General features: G+C 64.9%; 16 protein-coding genes. 9 read left to right on the forward strand and 7 right to left on the reverse strand.

Going from position 1 to position 16,192, the window contains the following annotated elements; genetic code table 11:
- Window positions 1-80: 80 nt before the first annotated feature.
- From ACJ70B_RS05255 to ACJ70B_RS05265, 3 genes are all read left to right on the forward strand, one after another.
- On the forward strand, window positions 81-488 hold the full coding sequence (locus ACJ70B_RS05255; RefSeq protein WP_408959363.1) for a DUF2267 domain-containing protein: 408 nt from the start codon (window positions 81-83) through the stop codon (window positions 486-488).
- Window positions 489-652: 164 nt separating this feature from the next.
- Window positions 653-817, forward strand: coding sequence for a hypothetical protein (locus tag ACJ70B_RS05260; RefSeq protein WP_408959364.1), 165 nt, complete (start codon window positions 653-655; stop codon window positions 815-817).
- 71 nt (window positions 818-888) lie between these two features.
- Window positions 889-1,533, forward strand: coding sequence for a dienelactone hydrolase family protein (locus ACJ70B_RS05265; RefSeq protein WP_408959365.1), 645 nt, complete (start codon window positions 889-891; stop codon window positions 1,531-1,533).
- Window positions 1,534-1,679: 146 nt separating this feature from the next.
- Here the strand turns inward: ACJ70B_RS05265 and ACJ70B_RS05270 are convergent, their stop codons facing one another.
- A complete protein-coding gene (locus ACJ70B_RS05270; RefSeq protein ID WP_408959366.1) occupies window positions 1,680-2,630 on the reverse strand; it encodes a formyltetrahydrofolate deformylase in 951 nt (316 codons plus the stop codon).
- Window positions 2,631-3,003: 373 nt separating this feature from the next.
- On the opposite strand from ACJ70B_RS05270, the gene ACJ70B_RS05275 reads away from it, so the two are divergent.
- The 4 genes from ACJ70B_RS05275 to ACJ70B_RS05290 all read left to right on the forward strand — a co-directional run bounded on the left by ACJ70B_RS05275 (window position 3,004) and on the right by ACJ70B_RS05290 (window position 7,686).
- A complete protein-coding gene (locus ACJ70B_RS05275) occupies window positions 3,004-3,318 on the forward strand; it encodes a HalOD1 output domain-containing protein (RefSeq protein ID WP_408959367.1) in 315 nt (104 codons plus the stop codon).
- 129 nt (window positions 3,319-3,447) lie between these two features.
- Window positions 3,448-3,699: a phosphoribosylformylglycinamidine synthase subunit PurS gene (gene purS / locus ACJ70B_RS05280; protein ID WP_408959368.1), complete on the forward strand. Its 252-nt coding sequence runs from the start codon at window positions 3,448-3,450 to the stop codon at window positions 3,697-3,699.
- Window positions 3,700-4,380: a phosphoribosylformylglycinamidine synthase I gene (gene purQ, locus ACJ70B_RS05285; RefSeq protein ID WP_408959369.1), complete on the forward strand. Its 681-nt coding sequence runs from the start codon at window positions 3,700-3,702 to the stop codon at window positions 4,378-4,380.
- Between the two features lie 129 nt (window positions 4,381-4,509).
- Window positions 4,510-7,686, forward strand: a complete 3,177-nt coding sequence (locus ACJ70B_RS05290) for a PAS domain S-box protein (protein WP_408959370.1) — start codon at window positions 4,510-4,512, stop codon at window positions 7,684-7,686.
- A 15-nt stretch (window positions 7,687-7,701) separates the two neighbouring features.
- On the opposite strand, the gene ACJ70B_RS05295 is transcribed toward ACJ70B_RS05290, so the two are convergent.
- The 3 genes from ACJ70B_RS05295 to ACJ70B_RS05305 form a co-directional block, all read right to left on the reverse strand.
- The gene (locus tag ACJ70B_RS05295; RefSeq protein ID WP_408959371.1) at window positions 7,702-7,857 is read right to left on the reverse strand and encodes a hypothetical protein; all 156 of its coding nucleotides are present in this window, start codon (window positions 7,855-7,857) and stop codon (window positions 7,702-7,704) included.
- Window positions 7,858-7,936: 79 nt separating this feature from the next.
- A complete protein-coding gene (locus ACJ70B_RS05300) occupies window positions 7,937-9,037 on the reverse strand; it encodes an archaeosine biosynthesis radical SAM protein RaSEA (protein ID WP_408959372.1) in 1,101 nt (366 codons plus the stop codon).
- A 163-nt stretch (window positions 9,038-9,200) separates the two neighbouring features.
- Complete coding sequence (locus tag ACJ70B_RS05305) at window positions 9,201-10,664, reverse strand: hypothetical protein (protein WP_408959373.1); 1,464 nt, start codon at window positions 10,662-10,664, stop codon at window positions 9,201-9,203.
- A gap of 341 nt (window positions 10,665-11,005) precedes the next feature.
- On the opposite strand from ACJ70B_RS05305, the gene tgtA reads away from it, so the two are divergent.
- The gene (gene tgtA / locus ACJ70B_RS05310; RefSeq protein ID WP_408959374.1) at window positions 11,006-12,487 is read left to right on the forward strand and encodes a tRNA guanosine(15) transglycosylase TgtA; all 1,482 of its coding nucleotides are present in this window, start codon (window positions 11,006-11,008) and stop codon (window positions 12,485-12,487) included.
- Window positions 12,488-12,565: 78 nt separating this feature from the next.
- Here the strand turns inward: tgtA and ACJ70B_RS05315 are convergent, their stop codons facing one another.
- Window positions 12,566-12,886 carry a HalOD1 output domain-containing protein gene (locus ACJ70B_RS05315; protein ID WP_408959375.1) on the reverse strand — a complete coding sequence of 107 codons (321 nt, stop codon included), beginning with the start codon at window positions 12,884-12,886 and terminating at the stop codon, window positions 12,566-12,568.
- A 162-nt stretch (window positions 12,887-13,048) separates the two neighbouring features.
- A complete protein-coding gene (locus tag ACJ70B_RS05320) occupies window positions 13,049-13,519 on the reverse strand; it encodes an Lrp/AsnC family transcriptional regulator (protein WP_408959376.1) in 471 nt (156 codons plus the stop codon).
- A 139-nt stretch (window positions 13,520-13,658) separates the two neighbouring features.
- Here ACJ70B_RS05320 and ACJ70B_RS05325 point away from each other — a divergent pair, with 139 nt between their 5' ends.
- On the forward strand, window positions 13,659-14,021 hold the full coding sequence (locus ACJ70B_RS05325; protein WP_408959377.1) for a TRAM domain-containing protein: 363 nt from the start codon (window positions 13,659-13,661) through the stop codon (window positions 14,019-14,021).
- Between the two features lie 74 nt (window positions 14,022-14,095).
- Here the strand turns inward: ACJ70B_RS05325 and ACJ70B_RS05330 are convergent, their stop codons facing one another.
- Window positions 14,096-16,078: a hypothetical protein gene (locus ACJ70B_RS05330; protein WP_408959378.1), complete on the reverse strand. Its 1,983-nt coding sequence runs from the start codon at window positions 16,076-16,078 to the stop codon at window positions 14,096-14,098.
- Window positions 16,079-16,192 lie beyond the last annotated feature (114 nt).

The raw sequence follows: 16,192 nt of genomic DNA on the forward strand, positions 1-16,192 counted from the left end.
CGTCGCTCCCGACGGCGGCGCGACTCACGCTTGCACGTGAGTGCCCAACCCCGATAACGATCACCGGCGACCCATCGCGTATGCAAGACGACGAGTTCTACGGACTGGTCCAAGAGGCGGGCCACCTCGACACGACCGACCGCGCACGAACGACGACCGAGGCCGTCCTCGAGACGCTCGGCGAGGCGCTGACCGGCGGCGAAGCCAAGGACGTCGCCGCCCAACTCCCGGACGAGATGGCCGCGACCATCGCTGACGCCGACCACGACGGGGCCGGCTACGATCGGGCGGCGTTCGTCGAACGCGTCGGCGAGCACCTCCGCGACACCGATATCGAGCCCGACGATGCGGAACGGTACGCCGACGCAGTCACCGACGCCCTCGCGGTCGCGCTGACCGACGGGGAGCTCCGGGACCTGAAGGCACAACTCGACGACGACCTCGACCCGCTGTTCGAGGGCGTCACGATCGACCGGGAAAACGCGTAACGGACGCCGTGAGTCGCCTCGAGAAGAGGTCTCCTCTCGTCATCACGAACCGGCTCATCACCCGGAAGTATCCGCCACGGAGCCCAACCGGAAGGCTCGGCCGACCGTGGCCGATACGGCCGAAATGGATTCGTTAAAGTGGGTCTCGGACCACCGGTCAACCGATGACTGACTCGACGGATGAGGCCGGACCCGAGTGTCGACAGTGTGGCGATCCCGTCGGATCGTCCCCCGAACAGCGCGTGATCACGACGGTCGAAGACGGAACGGCCGTCTACAAACGCTTCTGTGATGACGACTGCCGCGAGCGCTGGGATACGTCGGCGTAACTGGGAGTCGACGGCGTCGACGGACGAGAGCGACCCCAACAGTCAACCCCGTGCAAGGCGGACCGTCGACTATGGCGTCGGACGGAACCGCTACCGTCACCGACATCCCCGTCGACGGTGTGACACTCGAGGGCGAACTCGTCGTGCCGCCGGACGCGACCGGGCTCGTCGTCTTCGCCCACGGCAGCGGCAGCAGCCGGCACAGCCCGCGAAACAAGTTCGTCGCCGAGACGCTCCGCGAGCGCGGCCTCGGGACTCTTCTGTTCGACCTGCTCACCGAGGTCGAAGACCAGGAACGGGAGAACCGGTTCGACATTCCACTACTGACCGATCGACTCGTCGCGACGACCGCGTGGGTTCGCGACCGATCCGATCTGACCGCGGACTCGATCGGCTACTTCGGCTCGAGCACGGGCGCTGCGGCCGCCCTCCGCGGTGCAGCACGTCCGGAAACGGCGATCGATGTGGTGGTCTCCCGCGGCGGCCGCGTCGACATGGCGGCCGAAGTCGTCGACGACGTGACCGCACCCACGTTGCTGATCGTCGGCGGCGACGACGAGTCCGTCCGCGAGTTAAACCGCGAACTGTACGACGCGCTCACCGTCGAGCGCGACCTTCACGTCGTCGAGGGCGCGGGCCATCTGTTCGAGGGGCCGGGTGAACTCGAGGCGGTCGCCGACGCGGCCGCTGACTGGTTCGCGATGCACCTCGCGTGACGCGGCTCGAAACAGAGCACGTCGCCGAGACGGGCGGGAGCCGGTCGCGCCGGCAACACCGTGTTCGACGACGTGGCGGAACCGAATCGCGATCGAACTGAACGAATCGGAGACCTCTCGAGATACCGCAGTGGGCCGTGTCGCGGTTACTGATCCTCGGCGACCGCGCTGCCGATTCCGTCGACCGGCCGGTCCGGGGTGAACTCTCGAACCTCGTCGGGGAGGCCGAGCTGGTACTCGGTACCGTTTTCCCGGACCGAGGTCCGGCCGCGGTGGACCGACACATCGCCGTTCAAGTGGAGTTTGACGGCCTCGAGCAGCGCGTCGGCCTCCAGGGGCTGGCCGCGGCGTTTCATCTCGTCGATGTCGGCGTCGTCGGGAACGTCGAACGCGCGCTGGGTGATGATCGGCCCCTGATCGAGGTCGGTCGTGACGTAGTGGGCGGTGACGCCGGCGACGCGAACGCCCTCCTCGACGGCCTGCCGGTAGGCTTCTGCGCCGGGGAAGGCCGGTAGCAGCGAGGGATGGACGTTGATAATGCGGTCCTCGTAGCGGAAGACGACGTTCGGGCTGAGAATCCGCATGTACCGCGCGAGGACGATCAGGTCGACGTCGTACTCGGCGAGTAGTTCGAGCAGTCGGTCCTCGTTTTGCTGGCCGCCCTCGTCGCCGATGTCGTGGAAGGGCACGTCGTAGTGTTCGGCCAGCGGCTGCAGGTCGTCGTGGTTGCCGATGACGACGCCGATGTCCGCGCCGAGTTCGTCGTTGGCCCAGGCCTCGAATAAGGCCTCGAGGCAGTGGCTCTCCTTGGTGACGAGGACGGCGAGCTGTTGGTTCTGGCGGTCGGCGGGGAAGCGGACCTGCACGTCGAGGCCGAGATCGTCCCCGAGGTCGCGGAGATCCTCGCGGAGTTTGGCCTCGGTACAGACCATCTCCGAGGTATCGACGGCGAGATACATCCGGAAGACGCCGTCGCGAACCGCCTGATCGAGGTCCTCGATGTTGAGCCCGCGCTCGAACAGGAGGCTGGTCACGCGGGCGATCAGCCCGGTGTCGTCGTCTCCGATCACCGTGATCTCGGTTACGTCGGTCGTCAACGCTGCCACCTCCGCTCGAGCGGATCTCGTTCCATCACGACGGACTCAGTTTGCGCGCGGCTAAAAGTCCTGCTTTCCGTCGAAGCCGCTGAGAACGACTCACATCGATCGTTCGGGTCGGTGTATCAGACCGCGGTCCGTTCGCGTGTCATGGGACGGCCGTCCGCCGCGAACGGGGACCACCGGTCGTCTCGAGGTAGGCGTATGACGGACGCATGACGATCGCCTCGAGCGAAACCGCGCTCCGTCTCGTGGCTGCCTTTATTGTGTCGTACAAATTGACGTAAATTGTCTGACAGGGTTTTATATCTCCCACTGTGGAACGGATTTCCAGTCACGCACAGTGACAGTCGCCAGCCGACGGGTGAACACGATGACGGCAACACCACACGACCACGGCCGATCACGAATCGATCGCGAACGGAAGACGGCGTTCGTCTCACACAATTGGAACGGAAGCGACTCGCTGACGGCGACGATCGTCTCGACGATCGCAGATCTCGCCGAAACCGACCCGACGGACGTAGAGCGCATCTACGACCGGATCGATCCCGAGAGCCTCGAGACGCTGTTCGAACCGACGGGTACCACCGGCGGTCGGAACACGGGGCAGGTAACGTTTCAGCTAGACGCGTACACGATTACCGTCCACGCGACGGGGGATATCGTCGTCGCGCGAGCCGCATAGTGGCCGTAGGTGACTGCTGGGTGGCGACGCGGGCGGCGCTCACCGCCGTTGTCCGATCCGATATCCACGAATGTGCATTGCGGAGTCAAGACGAAAGCGTTTTTGAGCACGGTTACGGGGTATCAGGTGATGACCGCCTACACCGCGACGGTGACGGTTCGACTCAAACGCGGCGTGCTCGACCCCGAGGCCGAGACCACGAAAGGTGCCCTCGAGCGACTGGGCTTCGAACTCGAGGACCTGCGCTCGGCCGACCGCTTCGAGATCGACCTCGAGGCCGACTCCGCGGATGGCGCTCGCGATCGCGCGGGCGAGATGGCCGAACGTCTGCTGGCGAACCCGACCATCCACGACTACGACGTGGAGGTCGACGAACGGTAGATGACCGTCGCAATAATTCGTTTCGGCGGCTCGAACTGCGACCGCGACGCCGAACGCGCCCTCAAGCACCTCGAGATCGACGCCGAGATCGTCTGGCACGAGGACGGTCTCCCCGAGGATGCGACCGGCATCGTCCTGCCGGGCGGGTTCTCCTATGGCGACTATCTCCGCGCGGGTGCGATGGCGGCCCGCTCGCCGATCATGGACGAGATCCGCGAGGCGGCGGCCGACGGCGTCCCCGTACTGGGCGTCTGCAACGGCGCGCAGGTCGGCTGCGAGTCCGGGCTCACCGAGGGCGCGTTCACGACCAACGAGAGCGCCCGCTTCCAGTGCGAACACGTCTACCTGCGCGTCGAGCGTGCGGACACGCCCTGGACCGCCGCCTACGAGGACGGCGAGGTCATCGAAGTGCCCATCGCCCACGGCGAGGGGCGCTACGAGATCGACGACGACCGACTGGCCGAACTCGAGGACGAGGGTCGGGTCCTCTTCCGATACTGCGACGAGAACGGCGAGACCGGTCCCAAAGCGAATCCAAACGGGTCGAAACACGATGTCGCCGGTGTCATCGGCGAACGCGAGACCGTCGCGGTGTTGATGCCCCACCCCGAGCGTGCGACCCTCCCCGATATCGGGCCGACCGACGGGCAGGGAATCCTCGAAGGGTTCCAGATCGCGTAACGGCCGTACACGGGACGGAGATGGCCTGTTTTGTCACTTTCTGTTCCATTGGCCAACACGACTCAGATCGTGAGTCGAGTCGAACAGTAATGGTGTCAGCGTCCCTTTGCAACGAGTGGAATACAGGGGATGGGATCGAATACTAGAGCAAACGCCCGCATCGTCACCACCGGGCCGGACGTGGGCGCCGCCATCGAACGCACCCTCGAGGAACGCGGCGTGGTGACCGACGCGGTCCAGACGGCCGACGAGTGTCTCGAGGGGCTCTCGAGTGCCGACTGCGTCGTGATCGCGAGCGCGGTCGAGGCCGATCCGGTCGAACTCTGCGAGGCGATCCGCGCGCAACGAGTCGCCGTCCCGATCGTCGTCTATCCCGACGACGGCAGCGAAGCGCTCGCGGGCGCGGTCGTCGCCGCGGGTGCCGACGGCTACGTTCCTCGCTCGCAGGGACTCGAAACGCTCGCCGAACGGGTGGACGAACTACTGGTCGACCGCAACGGGCCGTCGGTCACGCACACCGAGCCCGTCTCAGACGCAACCGTACAGTCAGCGGTACCGGACGAGTCCACCGATCGCTTCGAGCTACTCGTCGAACAGTCGCCGCTCGCGATTATCGAATGGACCCCCGAGTTCGAAGTCCGCGGCTGGAACCCGGCCGCGACGGAACTGTTCGGCTACGACGCGGCGGAAGCGCTGGGCGAATCCGCCGACGATCTCCTCGTCCCGGAGTCGGAACGAGAGGACCTACTCGACTACTGGGACGGCCTCGTCGACGGACGGCCGTCCCGGCGGGTAAACCGGAATGTCTGCAAGGACGGAACGACGGTGACCTGCGAGTGGTTCAACACGCCACTTATCGAAGACGGCGATGTCGTCAGCGTCCTCTCGTTCGGACAGGACATCTCCGCCGAGATCACGCGTGCGAACGCACTCGAGGCGCTCCAGGAGACGACGCGGAAACTGCTCCGAGCCGAGTCGACAGACGAAATTGCCGACATCGTGATGACGGCGACCGGGGACGTGATCGACCGGCCGCTCGCCGCGATCAGGTTCTACGACGACGACCACGAGACGCTCGAACTCGCCGGCGTATCGGCGGCGGTCGACGGCCACACCGACGATATCACGTCGATGGCATCGGACGATACCATCTTCTGGGACGCGTACACCGCTTCAGAGCCGACCGTCGTCGAGAACGTCTCGGCGGAACAGATTCCCTACGATCTCGGTATCGGCGTCGGGACGGCTATCCTCCACCCGCTCGGCGAGCACGGGCTCCTGACGGTGGCGTCGCCGGAAGGCGCGGAACTCGACGACGCTGAGATGCATCTGATCCACGGGCTCGCAGCGACGGCCGAAGCCGCCCTCGACCGGGCGGCGCGCGAACGCGAACTCGAGCGGACGAAAACGGTCGTCGAGACGGTCGACGACTGCGTCTATCGACTCGACCGCGAAGGGCGGTTCGTCACCGTCAACAGCACGATGGTGGGGGAGACCGGCTACGACCGCGATGAGCTCCTCGGCGAGCACATCTCGAAGGTTCTCACCGACGAGAGCGTCGAACGCGGGAGTCGGCATATCCGTGCGCTCGCGACCGACGACGAACGCCGCGTCGCCACCTACGAGATCACGCTGACGGGGACGAACGGCGAGCGAACGCCGGCCGAGGTCAACATGGCGCTGTTGTACGCCGACGGCGAGATCGAGGGGACGGTCGGGATCGCTCGCGACATCAGCGAGCGCAAGCGCATGGAGCGGCAACTGGTCGACCGGAAGGCGAAGATCGAAGGCCTCCACAGCATCGCTTCGCGGCTCGAGGACTGTGAGAGTCAGGCCGAGATCTACGAACTGACCGTCGAAGCCGCCGAAGACGTCCTCGGCTTTGATAACTGTTGTGTCGACAGAGTCGACGGCGACGACCTCGTCCGGGAAGCCGTCTCGTCTGGCTTCGAGACCGACTCCACCGATCGACGGGCGCTCGATGACGGCATCGCCGGCACGACCTATCGCACGCAACAGCCCCGTCGGTGCGACGAGGTCGACTCGGACGAGGAGACGGTCCCGGAGATCGGCGGCCGGCAGTCGGTGCTGAGCGTGCCGATCGGCGACCACGGGGTGTTTCGGGCCGTCTCGACGGAGCCGGCGGCGTTCACCGCGGCCGACGAGGAACTGGCGAAACTGTTGCTCTCTCACGTGACCGATGCGATAGACCGAATCGCGTTCGAGGAACGGCTCAGAACGGAGCGCGACCGGTTCGCGGCGTTGTTCGAGAACGTCCCCGACGCGGTCATCAGCGCGCGCTATTGCGATGACGATCCGATCGTCGAAGCGGTGAATCCGGCGTTCGAGCGCGTATTCGGCTACGACGAGGGGGCGATCGTCGACGAGCCGATCGACGACGTTCTCGTCCCCGCCAACGCCCGAGACGAGGCCGCTGCGCTCGACCGGCGGAGCCAGCGCGGCGAGACCGTCGAAGCCGAAGTCACGCGTCGGACCGCCGACGGGGTGCGCGAGTTCATGATGCGGATCGTTCCGATGGAAACCGACGGCTCCTCGGACCGCAGCTTCGGCCTCTATACCGACATCACCGCCCAGAAACAGCGACAGAAGCGCCTCGAGATCCTCAATCGCGTCCTGCGACACGACCTGCGCAACGGCATGAACATTATCGACGGGTGCGCCGAAATGCTCGCCGACGCCGTCGACGACGCCGACAGCGAGTACGCCGAGATCATCAAAGAGCGGACGAGCGAACTCATCGATCTCGCGGGGAAGACTCGCACCGTCGAACGGATCCTCGACCGCGACGAGATCGCGACCGGCCCGATCGATCTCACCGCAGCCATCGACGGAGCGATCGATCGTCTCGAGCGCGAGCACGACGCCGAAATCACCAGCTCGCTCCCGGATCAACGCTTCGCTCGAGTCGGCGACTATCTCCAGACGGCCGTCTTCCAGCTCCTCGAAAACGCTGTCGAACACAACGACCGGGCGCGGCCGACGGTCGACGTGACGCTTCGGGACTGCCCGGACGACGAGATGCTGACGCTAACGGTCGCCGACGACGGCCCCGGAATACCCGAGGAAGAACGAGAGTTGCTCGAGGGCGACCGGGAGATTACCCAGCTCAGACACGCGAGCGGACTCGGACTGTGGCTGGTCAACTGGGTCGTCACGCAGGCCGGCGGCCGACTCTCTTTTGCGGACAACGAACCACGGGGCACCGTCGTCACGCTCGAGGTACCGCGTGCCGACCCGGAGTCGGTGGGGCCAATATCTGACGGCGGGACGGCCGCCGGCGATTAGAAGCCGGCGAGGCCGCTAGCGCCCCCACTCGTAGAACCACCAACTTGCGCCGAGTAACATCAGCCCCGCGCCGAAGGCGGAAGTCGCGGGCTCGGGGAAGATAAACAGGACGAAGCCGACGGCGATCATCAGCGTGGGCTCGAGTTCGTTCAGGTAGTCGGACAGCGACATAGCGACCGTTACCCGGTCGGCCGTAAAGTAGCTGGTCCCAAGTCCCGGTTCGCGAAACTATCGGGCCGCCGCGGCGGCGCTATCGCGTCAGCGGCTGATTGAAACTCCGCTCGCGCTCAAGGACCGTCTCCCACGTCAGTTCACACTCACAGGAGACCTGCTCGAAGACCGACGGGTCCTGCCGGAGATCGAAGTCCTTGATCGCCTTCTGGACGCGGTCGTCGCACTCGCCGCAGTTGTGGGGGCCTCGATCGGAGCCGTGACCGACCGGGTCCGAGACGACGATGGCGTCGACGTCTGCGGTCTCCGCTAAGACGTGCGCGACCGACCAGAGCCACGGCGGGCGGTAGCCGTCCTCGAAGTAGAGGTCGTCGACCATCGTGTAGCGCTGGACGTTACACGGGTTCATCGAGACGGTGTGACAGCCCTCGACGTCGGCACAGCGCTCGATCGACGAGATCATGTCCGCGACGGCCTCGGACTCCGTGAGGAACGGCGGCTTCATCAGGAGGTAGGCCTTGATACCGGCCTCGACGCCGCTGTCGGCGTCGTCGTCCGCGGCGGCGGCCTCCGCGCAGGCGTCTTCGAAATCCGCGAAGTCGAAGTACTTGTTCACACAGTCGTGGCGCACGCGGTCGGTGGCCGTCTCGAGGCCGATCGCCACGTCGGTGTCGAGCCCGTGGCGGGTGAAGTCGCCGATCTTCTCGCGGTCGACGAAGTCGGGCAGCGATTCCACGACGATGCGTTCGCGGTCGGCGAACGTGTCGGCGATCGCCCGGCGGCTCTCCGCACCGACCTCGCGCTCGTCCAGGAACGAACCGGAGGTGTAGATCTTGATGAGGTCGGCCGGTTCCTCGGCGTTATCCGCTTCGTGTGCGAGACAGACGTCGATCTGGTCCAGCAGCGCCTCGTGGCTCACGCTCCCGCCGTCGACGCTCTCGGCGACGTAGCCACACATCGTACAGCCGCCGGCGCGGGCCCACCGGCAGCCGCCCGTGTTGAGGATGATCGTCAGGCTCTGTTTGACGCCGTCGGGGGTGTTGTCCTCGTCGAGCCAGACGCGGGTCGGCTCGTGGGGATCGTAGCTGGCCTCCTTGCGCGAGCGGATCTCCCGCATCGCCTGATTGTGGGCGTCCATGCCCTTGCCCTGCTCGTAGACCTCGGGCGTGGGTTTACTCATTAGGAAACGCAAGCGGGCCAGCGCCTAAAGCGCCTTCGTCTGGGGTCGCCCGCGTCCGTCTCGACTCGCGGTCGCTCGAGCGAGACGACGCACGGCCGCGGCTCGAGGGTGGTCAGACACGCGAGACGAGAAAACAAAGGTCGGCCGTTAGAGCGGCCCAGCGTCAGTTGTTGGTCGCGTTGTCGGTCTCGTTCGTCTCGTTCGTGTCGACCGTCGTCTCGGTCTCCACTTCGTCGTCTGCCGTCGCATTGTCGGTCTCGTTCGTGCCGACCGGTGTCTCAGTCTCCACTTCGTCGTCCGCCGTCACGTTGTCGGTCTCGTTCGTGTCGACGGTCGTTTCGGTCTCCATCTCATCGTCTGCGGTCGCGTTCATCTCGGTCTCAGTAGTGACGGTCTCGTTGCCGCTGATACCAGCGAGTTCGCTCGCATCGCCGACCGAGAGGGTGTCGGCGGTCGCGTTCTCGATCGTGATCGACGACGCGTTGAGGGAAGCGATGGTGTGACCCTCCGATTCGACGTCGGTCACCGTCGCGTTGTCAGCGCCGCCCTCGAGGCCCTCGGTCTCGTTCGCCCTGGTCTCGGTCGTCGCGTTGCCGTCCATCGCCGCGCCGGCGTTCTGGTCGGCTGCTTCGACCTCCTCGACGGTCATCGACTGGATCATCAGTTCCTCGACGTGGAACTGCTCGACCGTGAGGCTCTCGATCTCTTGCGTGGCGTTCTCGTCAGTGGCGTTATCCTCGGTGAGGTTCCCGTCCGTGGCGTTGTCCTCGGTGAGGTTGTCGCCGATCGTCACGTTATCTTCCGTCGACGGCGGCTCTTCCGTGACGTTCGCTTCGAACGGCTCTTCGGTGGCATTGCCCTCAGTCGCGTTGTCCTCGGTGACGGTCTCCTCGGTCGCGTTGTCGGCCGGTTCGCTCACTCCGGTGTCCGCGCCGACGGTCAGCTCTTCGATCGTCAACTGCTCGACGGTCATCGTCTCGATCGTCAGGTCTTGGATCGTGACCTGACTCGCGTTCTCGTCGATCAGTCCCTGTCCGTCGGTGTCGTTCGTCGCCGCGATGTCGTCGCCGACGGTCGCGGTATCACTGGCGTTGATCTCCGTCTCGTTACCGGCGGTTTCGGTACCGATCTCCGTGTCGTTCGCGATCTCGTTGTCGTCGGCGGACGCGTTCACCTCCCCGTCGACAGTCGCGTTCGTTCCGACGTCGGCGGATGCGTTCGCCCCGCCGCGCTCGAGGTCGTCCAGCGAGACGCCGCTGAGCGCGAGTGACTCGAACCGGATGTCCGAGAGGGTCACGTTGCCACTGTCGCCCGTCTCGTTTTCGGTGGCGGTCGCGTTCGCGCTCTCGTTGCCGACGCCGAGTTCGTCCTGTAGTTGCTGGACGTCAGCGTCGAACTGTTCGACGGTCAACTCCTCGATCGTCGCGTTCTCGATCGTGACGTTCTCGAGTTCGAGCGTCGTGACGGTGACGTTCTGCAGCGTCGCGCTCGTTTCCGTGTCTACTTCGCCCATGTCTCCGGCGTCGTGATCCGCGGCCGCCGTCGCACCGGCGAGGGCGGGACCCCCCGAGAGTGCGACCAGCAGCGCCATGACGGCGACGCCGAGTGTCTGCAGTCGTGAAACCATGCGCTCCGTCGTACCCTCGAGTGCGTGCTAAAACGAGGCGACTGTTACGGGATTGCCTCGGAGAAAGCCACTGTTGAAATCGCGCAGCGGACGCTAATCTCGCGTTCAACCACTCGCGATCGATGACTGTCTCGGCCGTGAGGACGGAACGACCATGGCATTGATACGGACCGCAACTTCCTCGAGACGAGCGGTAGGGTTGCGACTGCCGACCCTCGAGACAGCCGATCGAACAGTTCCCTTCAGCGCGTCAACATCTCTCCCACCGACCGCGACGGACTCGGCCGCTCGAGCGGTCGAAAACCGTCAGGTCTTACGTCGGACGGGCCAACGGACGGGCAATGCGCGAGTGCTTCGAACTCCGGGATACCGATGCCGGCGGTCGCATCGGCGAACTCACCGTCCCGCGTGCCGGCGTCACCGTCGAAACCCCGGCGCTGTTACCGGTCATCAATCCAAATCTCGATACCATCGACCCTCGCCGACTCGCCGACGAGTTCGGCGCGGAGATCCTCATCACCAACTCCTATATCATCCACGGCGACGATACCCTCTGCGAGCGCGCCAGAGAGCGCGGCCTCCACGAGATGCTCGATTTCCCGGGCGCGATCATGACCGACTCCGGGTCGTTCCAACTGTCGGAATACGGTGAGATCGACGTGACGACCGAGGAAATCCTCGCCTTCCAGCGCGAGATCGGTTCCGATATCGCCACTCCCGTCGACATCCCGACGCCGCCGGACGTCTCCCGCGAGCGCGCCGAGGCCGACCTCGAGACCACCCGAAAGCGCCTCGAGATCGCCGACGCGGCCGATACGGGCGAGATGCTCGTCAGCGCGCCGGTGCAGGGATCGACCTACCCGGAGCTGCGCGAGCACGCCGGTCGCCACGCGGAAGGAACTGACCTCGACGTCTTCCCGATCGGCGCGGTCGTCCCGCTGATGAACGACTACCGCTACGACGACATGGTCGACGTCGTCGCTGCAGCAAAACGCGGCCTGGGTGCCGACGCGCCGGTCCACCTCTTCGGGGCCGGCCACCCCATGATGTTCGCGCTCGCCGTCGCGATGGGCTGTGACCTGTTCGACTCGGCCGCCTACGCGCTCTACGCCCGCGACGACCGCTACCTGACGGTACGTGGCACCCGAGCGCTCGAGGATCTCGACTATCTCCCCTGTTCGTGTGCCGTCTGTACCGACCACTCACCGGATGACCTCCGCGCGCTATCCGACGCCGAGCGCGAGTCCGAACTCGCCGCCCACAACCTCCACGTCACCTTCGCCGAGATCCGTCGGATCAAGCAGGCGATCCGCGCTGGCAACCTGCTCGAACTCGTCGAACAGCGCGCCCGCTCCCATCCGACGATGCTCGATGGCTACCGGACGCTGCTCGACCACGCCGACCAACTCGAGCGTTCGGATCCCGTCTCGAAGGGCTCCTTTTTCTACACCTCCCACGAGAGCGCGCGCCGCCCCGAAGTCCTGCGCCACCACCAACGGCTCGAGCGGCTCTCCGCGCCGGACTCGCTGTTGCTCACAGTCGATCGGTCCGCGCCGGACGACGGCTACGACGCGGTCTGGCGAGTCCAGCCGCCGTTCGGCCCCTTCCCGCGGGCGCTCTCGAAGAGCTACCCGCTCACCGCCGAAGTCCCCGAGCGAACGGATCGCGCGGCGCTCGCGGCGGCGGCCGACGGCGTCGCTTGCCTCGCGGAGACGAGCCCCGAAACCAACCTCACCCTCGCCCATCGCGGTTGGCCCGCGGGCGTGCTCGAGCGCGTCCCCGACGGCGTCGCACGCATCGATCTCGCCGCAGACGGAACGTAGCTGCCGCTTCACCGTCGGATCACCGCCGCGGCGCTCCGTCTGTTCGAACCGAAAAACGCGTCGCGTCCGGAACGGGGGTTACGCGTCGATCGGAGACTCCGATTCGAACTCCGCGGCGACCGAGTCGCCGACCAGCGTCCCGTCAACCGTGATCGACATCTCGTCGGTACAGTCGACGGTGATCTCGTGGCCGTCGTAGGTAAACTCGAGGTGACCGCTTCGCGAGCCGCCGCGTTGCATCGGCGCAAAGAGAGCGTCCAGCGCGTCCGGATCGAGCCACTCGTAGAGGGGCGGCAGTTCGATCGGGTCGACATCTCGACGCGCCGCGACTGCGGTGACGACGGCGACGCTCACCGACCGCTGACCGCTTCCGGACGATCCGCTAATTGCGTTGTTCACAACGTGGTCAGCGGATGAGCATACATAAGGATGACGGGAGTTGTGACGATACCGAAACCGCTACCGATTACGTTTCGGTTTCCGCAATTCTCGAGCCAGTCAAAGCGCTTCTCATCGGTCACGACAAACGGCGTTCGAAGACGGCTCCGCTCGACGGCCCCCTCAGTCGAGGGCGTCCGATCCGAAGTTATCGAACGGCTGTAAGTACTCCGCTTTGAGCAGTTCCTGCTCGTCGACCTCGATTCCCTGCTGTTGCAGTTGGCTCACCGCCGCCGTGATCTCGTCGGTATCGGCGGCGACGAGGTCGATCCGGAGATTTCGATGCCCGGTCATCACTTCTCTGACGGCGACGACGCCATCGATATCCAGGGCCGCCTCCGCGAATTCCCCCCGCTCGTGGATCGGCACCGTACACTGGACGACCATGTGCATCGACTGCTCGGTCCGCTCGTAGTCGATGATCGGCACGTACCCCTTGATGACCCCCGCTTCCTCGAGACGGCTGATGCGGTTTCGAACGGTATTGGCCGTCACGTCGACATCTGCCGCGATGTCCGTCGCCGTGTTGTGGCGAGCATCCCGCTGTAGATGGTGCAAGATCCCCCGGTCGATCTCGTCGAGCTCGAGACCCATGGATGCGAGTAGTTCTCGGAGTGGCAAGCGCTTGCTGGTTCCGACGCGTCGAACGCGGCGTACTCGACGCACCGCAGTTGGTCGCGGCGTGTAGGGCGAGTATCGCAACACCGAAGACTCGAGCGAGCACCGTTCTGGTATGCTCGATCCAGCGATACTCGGCGGCGGCGGTCTCGTCGCCCTCGCCCTCGGCGCGATGCTGTTCAGACGACTCCGCGGCCGGGCCGGATCGGTGAGCGAGCGACGCTCAAGAGAGCGCCACGAAGCGGCGCAAAAGCGCGAGCCACCGGTCGATATCGGCGACACCGTAACGGTCGCTATCAGCGAGTTCACCGACCATCACTCCGGCGAGCGCCGAGCGGTCGGCAAGGTAGAAGGGTTCGTCGTCTTCATCGAAGACGTCCCCGAGGACTGCGAAGTGACCGACGCCATCCGGATTTCGATCCTCTCGTTCAACCGCGGCCACACGTCGGCAACGGCGCGGTTTCTCGAGTCCGTCTAACCGCTACCGACGGTCCCGCGGCTGGGCGTTGGTCAGTATAAAAGAACGCTTGGTTCGACGGAAGGCGATTCCCGCTACGTTCGTCGCCGGAGGACGAGCGCCGTCAGCAACGCGGCGACCGACGTGAGACCGGCTCCGAATCCGAAGCCGGGGATGCTACTGCTGCTCTCGTCGTCTTTCTTGTCGCTACCGTTCTTCCCCTCGAGGTAGTTGTTCATCTGCTCTGTATCGACCGACGGGAACTCCTTGTCCCACTCGCCGGCCGCGTGGACGGTCGTCTCGGAACCGACTACGCTGAGATGTTCGATGTCCGCTTTCGTCGCCGACGCGGTGTCGACATCGCCCATACTGTCGACGTAGACGTACATCGACGCGGTGTCGCCGTTCATCTCGCTTGCAACCCCGCTGACAGAGAGGGTGCCGGAGATGGTGTCCGTGATCTTGCTCATGTTCTCGAACTTCGCACCGCCTTCGACGCGCACCGTGCCGTCACCGAGGTCGGCGTCGACGCGAGCAACCTGGAGTTCGGACTCGGACAGTGCCGTGATGAACTGGTTGGCCTCCGAGGACATCGTCGGGCCCGTGGGACCGCGCTGTATCGACTGCGCCCAGCTCTTGACTGCTTGGCTGGCCAGATCCTCGGCCTCGAGTTCGAACTGCGCATCGAGCGCGAGTTCGCCGTCGTTCGTCTCGGCCGTCATGCTGAACGTGACGTCTTTCGGCGTCTTGATACCTCTCGACTTGAGTTCATCGATGTACGAGCCCCAGTTCTCCGTGTCTCCAGAGACCGTGGCGTCGAGTGTCATCTCCTCGCTGGAGGTCTGCTCCATCGAGAAATCCCATTCGAACGTCGACTTGAGATTCGCCGCCTGTTGTGCTTTGATGGCGCTTTTGGCCCTCTCAAGGTCCTCCTGGGCGAGACCGCCGGAGGTGGAACTCGCCTCGGCCATGTCGATCATCGCGAGCGTGAGTTCGTCGTAGTTCGAGATGGCGATATCCCATGTGATGTCCATCGAGCCGCCGCTTCTATCGAACGTGACGTCGAGAGTCTCGATCTCGAGTTCGGAGACAGTCGATGCGATCTCGCTCGCTTCGGACCGGCTCAGGTCGGTCGTCGGGTCGCTCGCGAGTTGCTGCTCGAGAACGCTTTCGATATCGGAATATTCGACCGTGAAGTCGAGTTTGAGTCGGTGCTGTCCGGTCGAGCGCTCTTCGAAGTCGTAGTTGGTGATCGTGACCTCGCCGACTCCGTCGAGGTCATCCGAGAGATTTCCGTACTGGTTTTGAAGGGTCTGTTTGGCCTTCTCGCGAGTTTCCCACTTGCCGGCCGTCCAGTCGGAGACCGACCGGTTCTGCGTCACGTCGAGGACGTAGTTGCTGCCGGTGTCTCGCAAGGACGCGTCCATATGCATGTCACCGACGGCGTACATCCCGACGTTGGCCGAGACGGAGCCGCTCGTCTTGAATCGCTCCGCGGTGGCGGTGACGGTCCCGTCGGTACTGACCGTGCCCATGGCCGCGCCCTGACTCTCGAACGTCCCGGAAGCGGTCGCGTCGAACTGGTTGGCCTCGTCGGAGACCTCGCCCGAGATGTCGACGGAGAGGTCTTTCAGCGAGTCGGGCTGTTGCATGACGAGCGAGCCGTCACCGGAGAGACCGCTCTGGTCTAGGACCGCCGAGAAGTTCGCCTCCTTGTAGTCGGCGTTCTGCTTGCTGGTGTTATCGACGATGAGCATGTGGACGAGCCCTTTACTCACGTCGGCTCCGAGATCGAGCGTGGAGGCATCTGCCTGGTCGTCGTACTGGAGGACGGCGCTGCCGTCATCGCGGAGGTAGACCTCGTCGGCCGGACCGAGGCTCGACTCGGCCTGGGAAATGCTGTCATACGATTCGATTGTTGCAGCAGGCTCCGCTGCGGTAGCGGTTGTCGTCACGCCGCCGTAAACAGCGGGTAAACCGATCGTCGCGACGCCGACGGCTGCGACCAACAGGACGGCGAGGAAGGCTTTAACTCCCTTCTTCGATCGCAGCTTCGGCTGTGATTTAGGGTCTGTCATAGTTCGATCTTTGACTCCAGGAGCTTAAAGGTTGACTATCGTGACTTTACGCGTTCAATACCAATTACCGCTCGCAAAGACACCGAGTCGCCGTTGCGATTCGGACGAGACGGC

Origin of the sequence: Natrinema sp. 74, assembly GCF_046097095.1 — an archaeon.
Lineage (GTDB): Archaea > Halobacteriota > Halobacteria > Halobacteriales > Natrialbaceae > Natrinema.

Bases quoted from the DNA above. Each gene is read 5' to 3' on its own strand.
- ACJ70B_RS05330 (WP_408959378.1), bottom strand. From the start codon at position 16,078: ATGACAGACCCTAAATCACAGCCGAAGCTGCGATCGAAGAAGGGAGTT.
- ACJ70B_RS05255 (WP_408959363.1), top strand. From the start codon at position 81: ATGCAAGACGACGAGTTCTACGGACTGGTCCAAGAGGCGGGCCACCTC.
- ACJ70B_RS05325 (WP_408959377.1), top strand. From the start codon at position 13,659: ATGCTCGATCCAGCGATACTCGGCGGCGGCGGTCTCGTCGCCCTCGCC.
- ACJ70B_RS05275 (WP_408959367.1), top strand. From the start codon at position 3,004: ATGACGGCAACACCACACGACCACGGCCGATCACGAATCGATCGCGAA.
- ACJ70B_RS05260 (WP_408959364.1), top strand. From the start codon at position 653: ATGACTGACTCGACGGATGAGGCCGGACCCGAGTGTCGACAGTGTGGC.
- purQ (WP_408959369.1), top strand. From the start codon at position 3,700: ATGACCGTCGCAATAATTCGTTTCGGCGGCTCGAACTGCGACCGCGAC.
- purS (WP_408959368.1), top strand. From the start codon at position 3,448: ATGACCGCCTACACCGCGACGGTGACGGTTCGACTCAAACGCGGCGTG.
- ACJ70B_RS05320 (WP_408959376.1), bottom strand. From the start codon at position 13,519: ATGGGTCTCGAGCTCGACGAGATCGACCGGGGGATCTTGCACCATCTA.
- ACJ70B_RS05295 (WP_408959371.1), bottom strand. From the start codon at position 7,857: ATGTCGCTGTCCGACTACCTGAACGAACTCGAGCCCACGCTGATGATC.
- ACJ70B_RS05265 (WP_408959365.1), top strand. From the start codon at position 889: ATGGCGTCGGACGGAACCGCTACCGTCACCGACATCCCCGTCGACGGT.
- ACJ70B_RS05290 (WP_408959370.1), top strand. From the start codon at position 4,510: ATGGGATCGAATACTAGAGCAAACGCCCGCATCGTCACCACCGGGCCG.
- ACJ70B_RS05305 (WP_408959373.1), bottom strand. From the start codon at position 10,664: ATGGTTTCACGACTGCAGACACTCGGCGTCGCCGTCATGGCGCTGCTG.
- tgtA (WP_408959374.1), top strand. From the start codon at position 11,006: ATGCGCGAGTGCTTCGAACTCCGGGATACCGATGCCGGCGGTCGCATC.
- ACJ70B_RS05300 (WP_408959372.1), bottom strand. From the start codon at position 9,037: ATGAGTAAACCCACGCCCGAGGTCTACGAGCAGGGCAAGGGCATGGAC.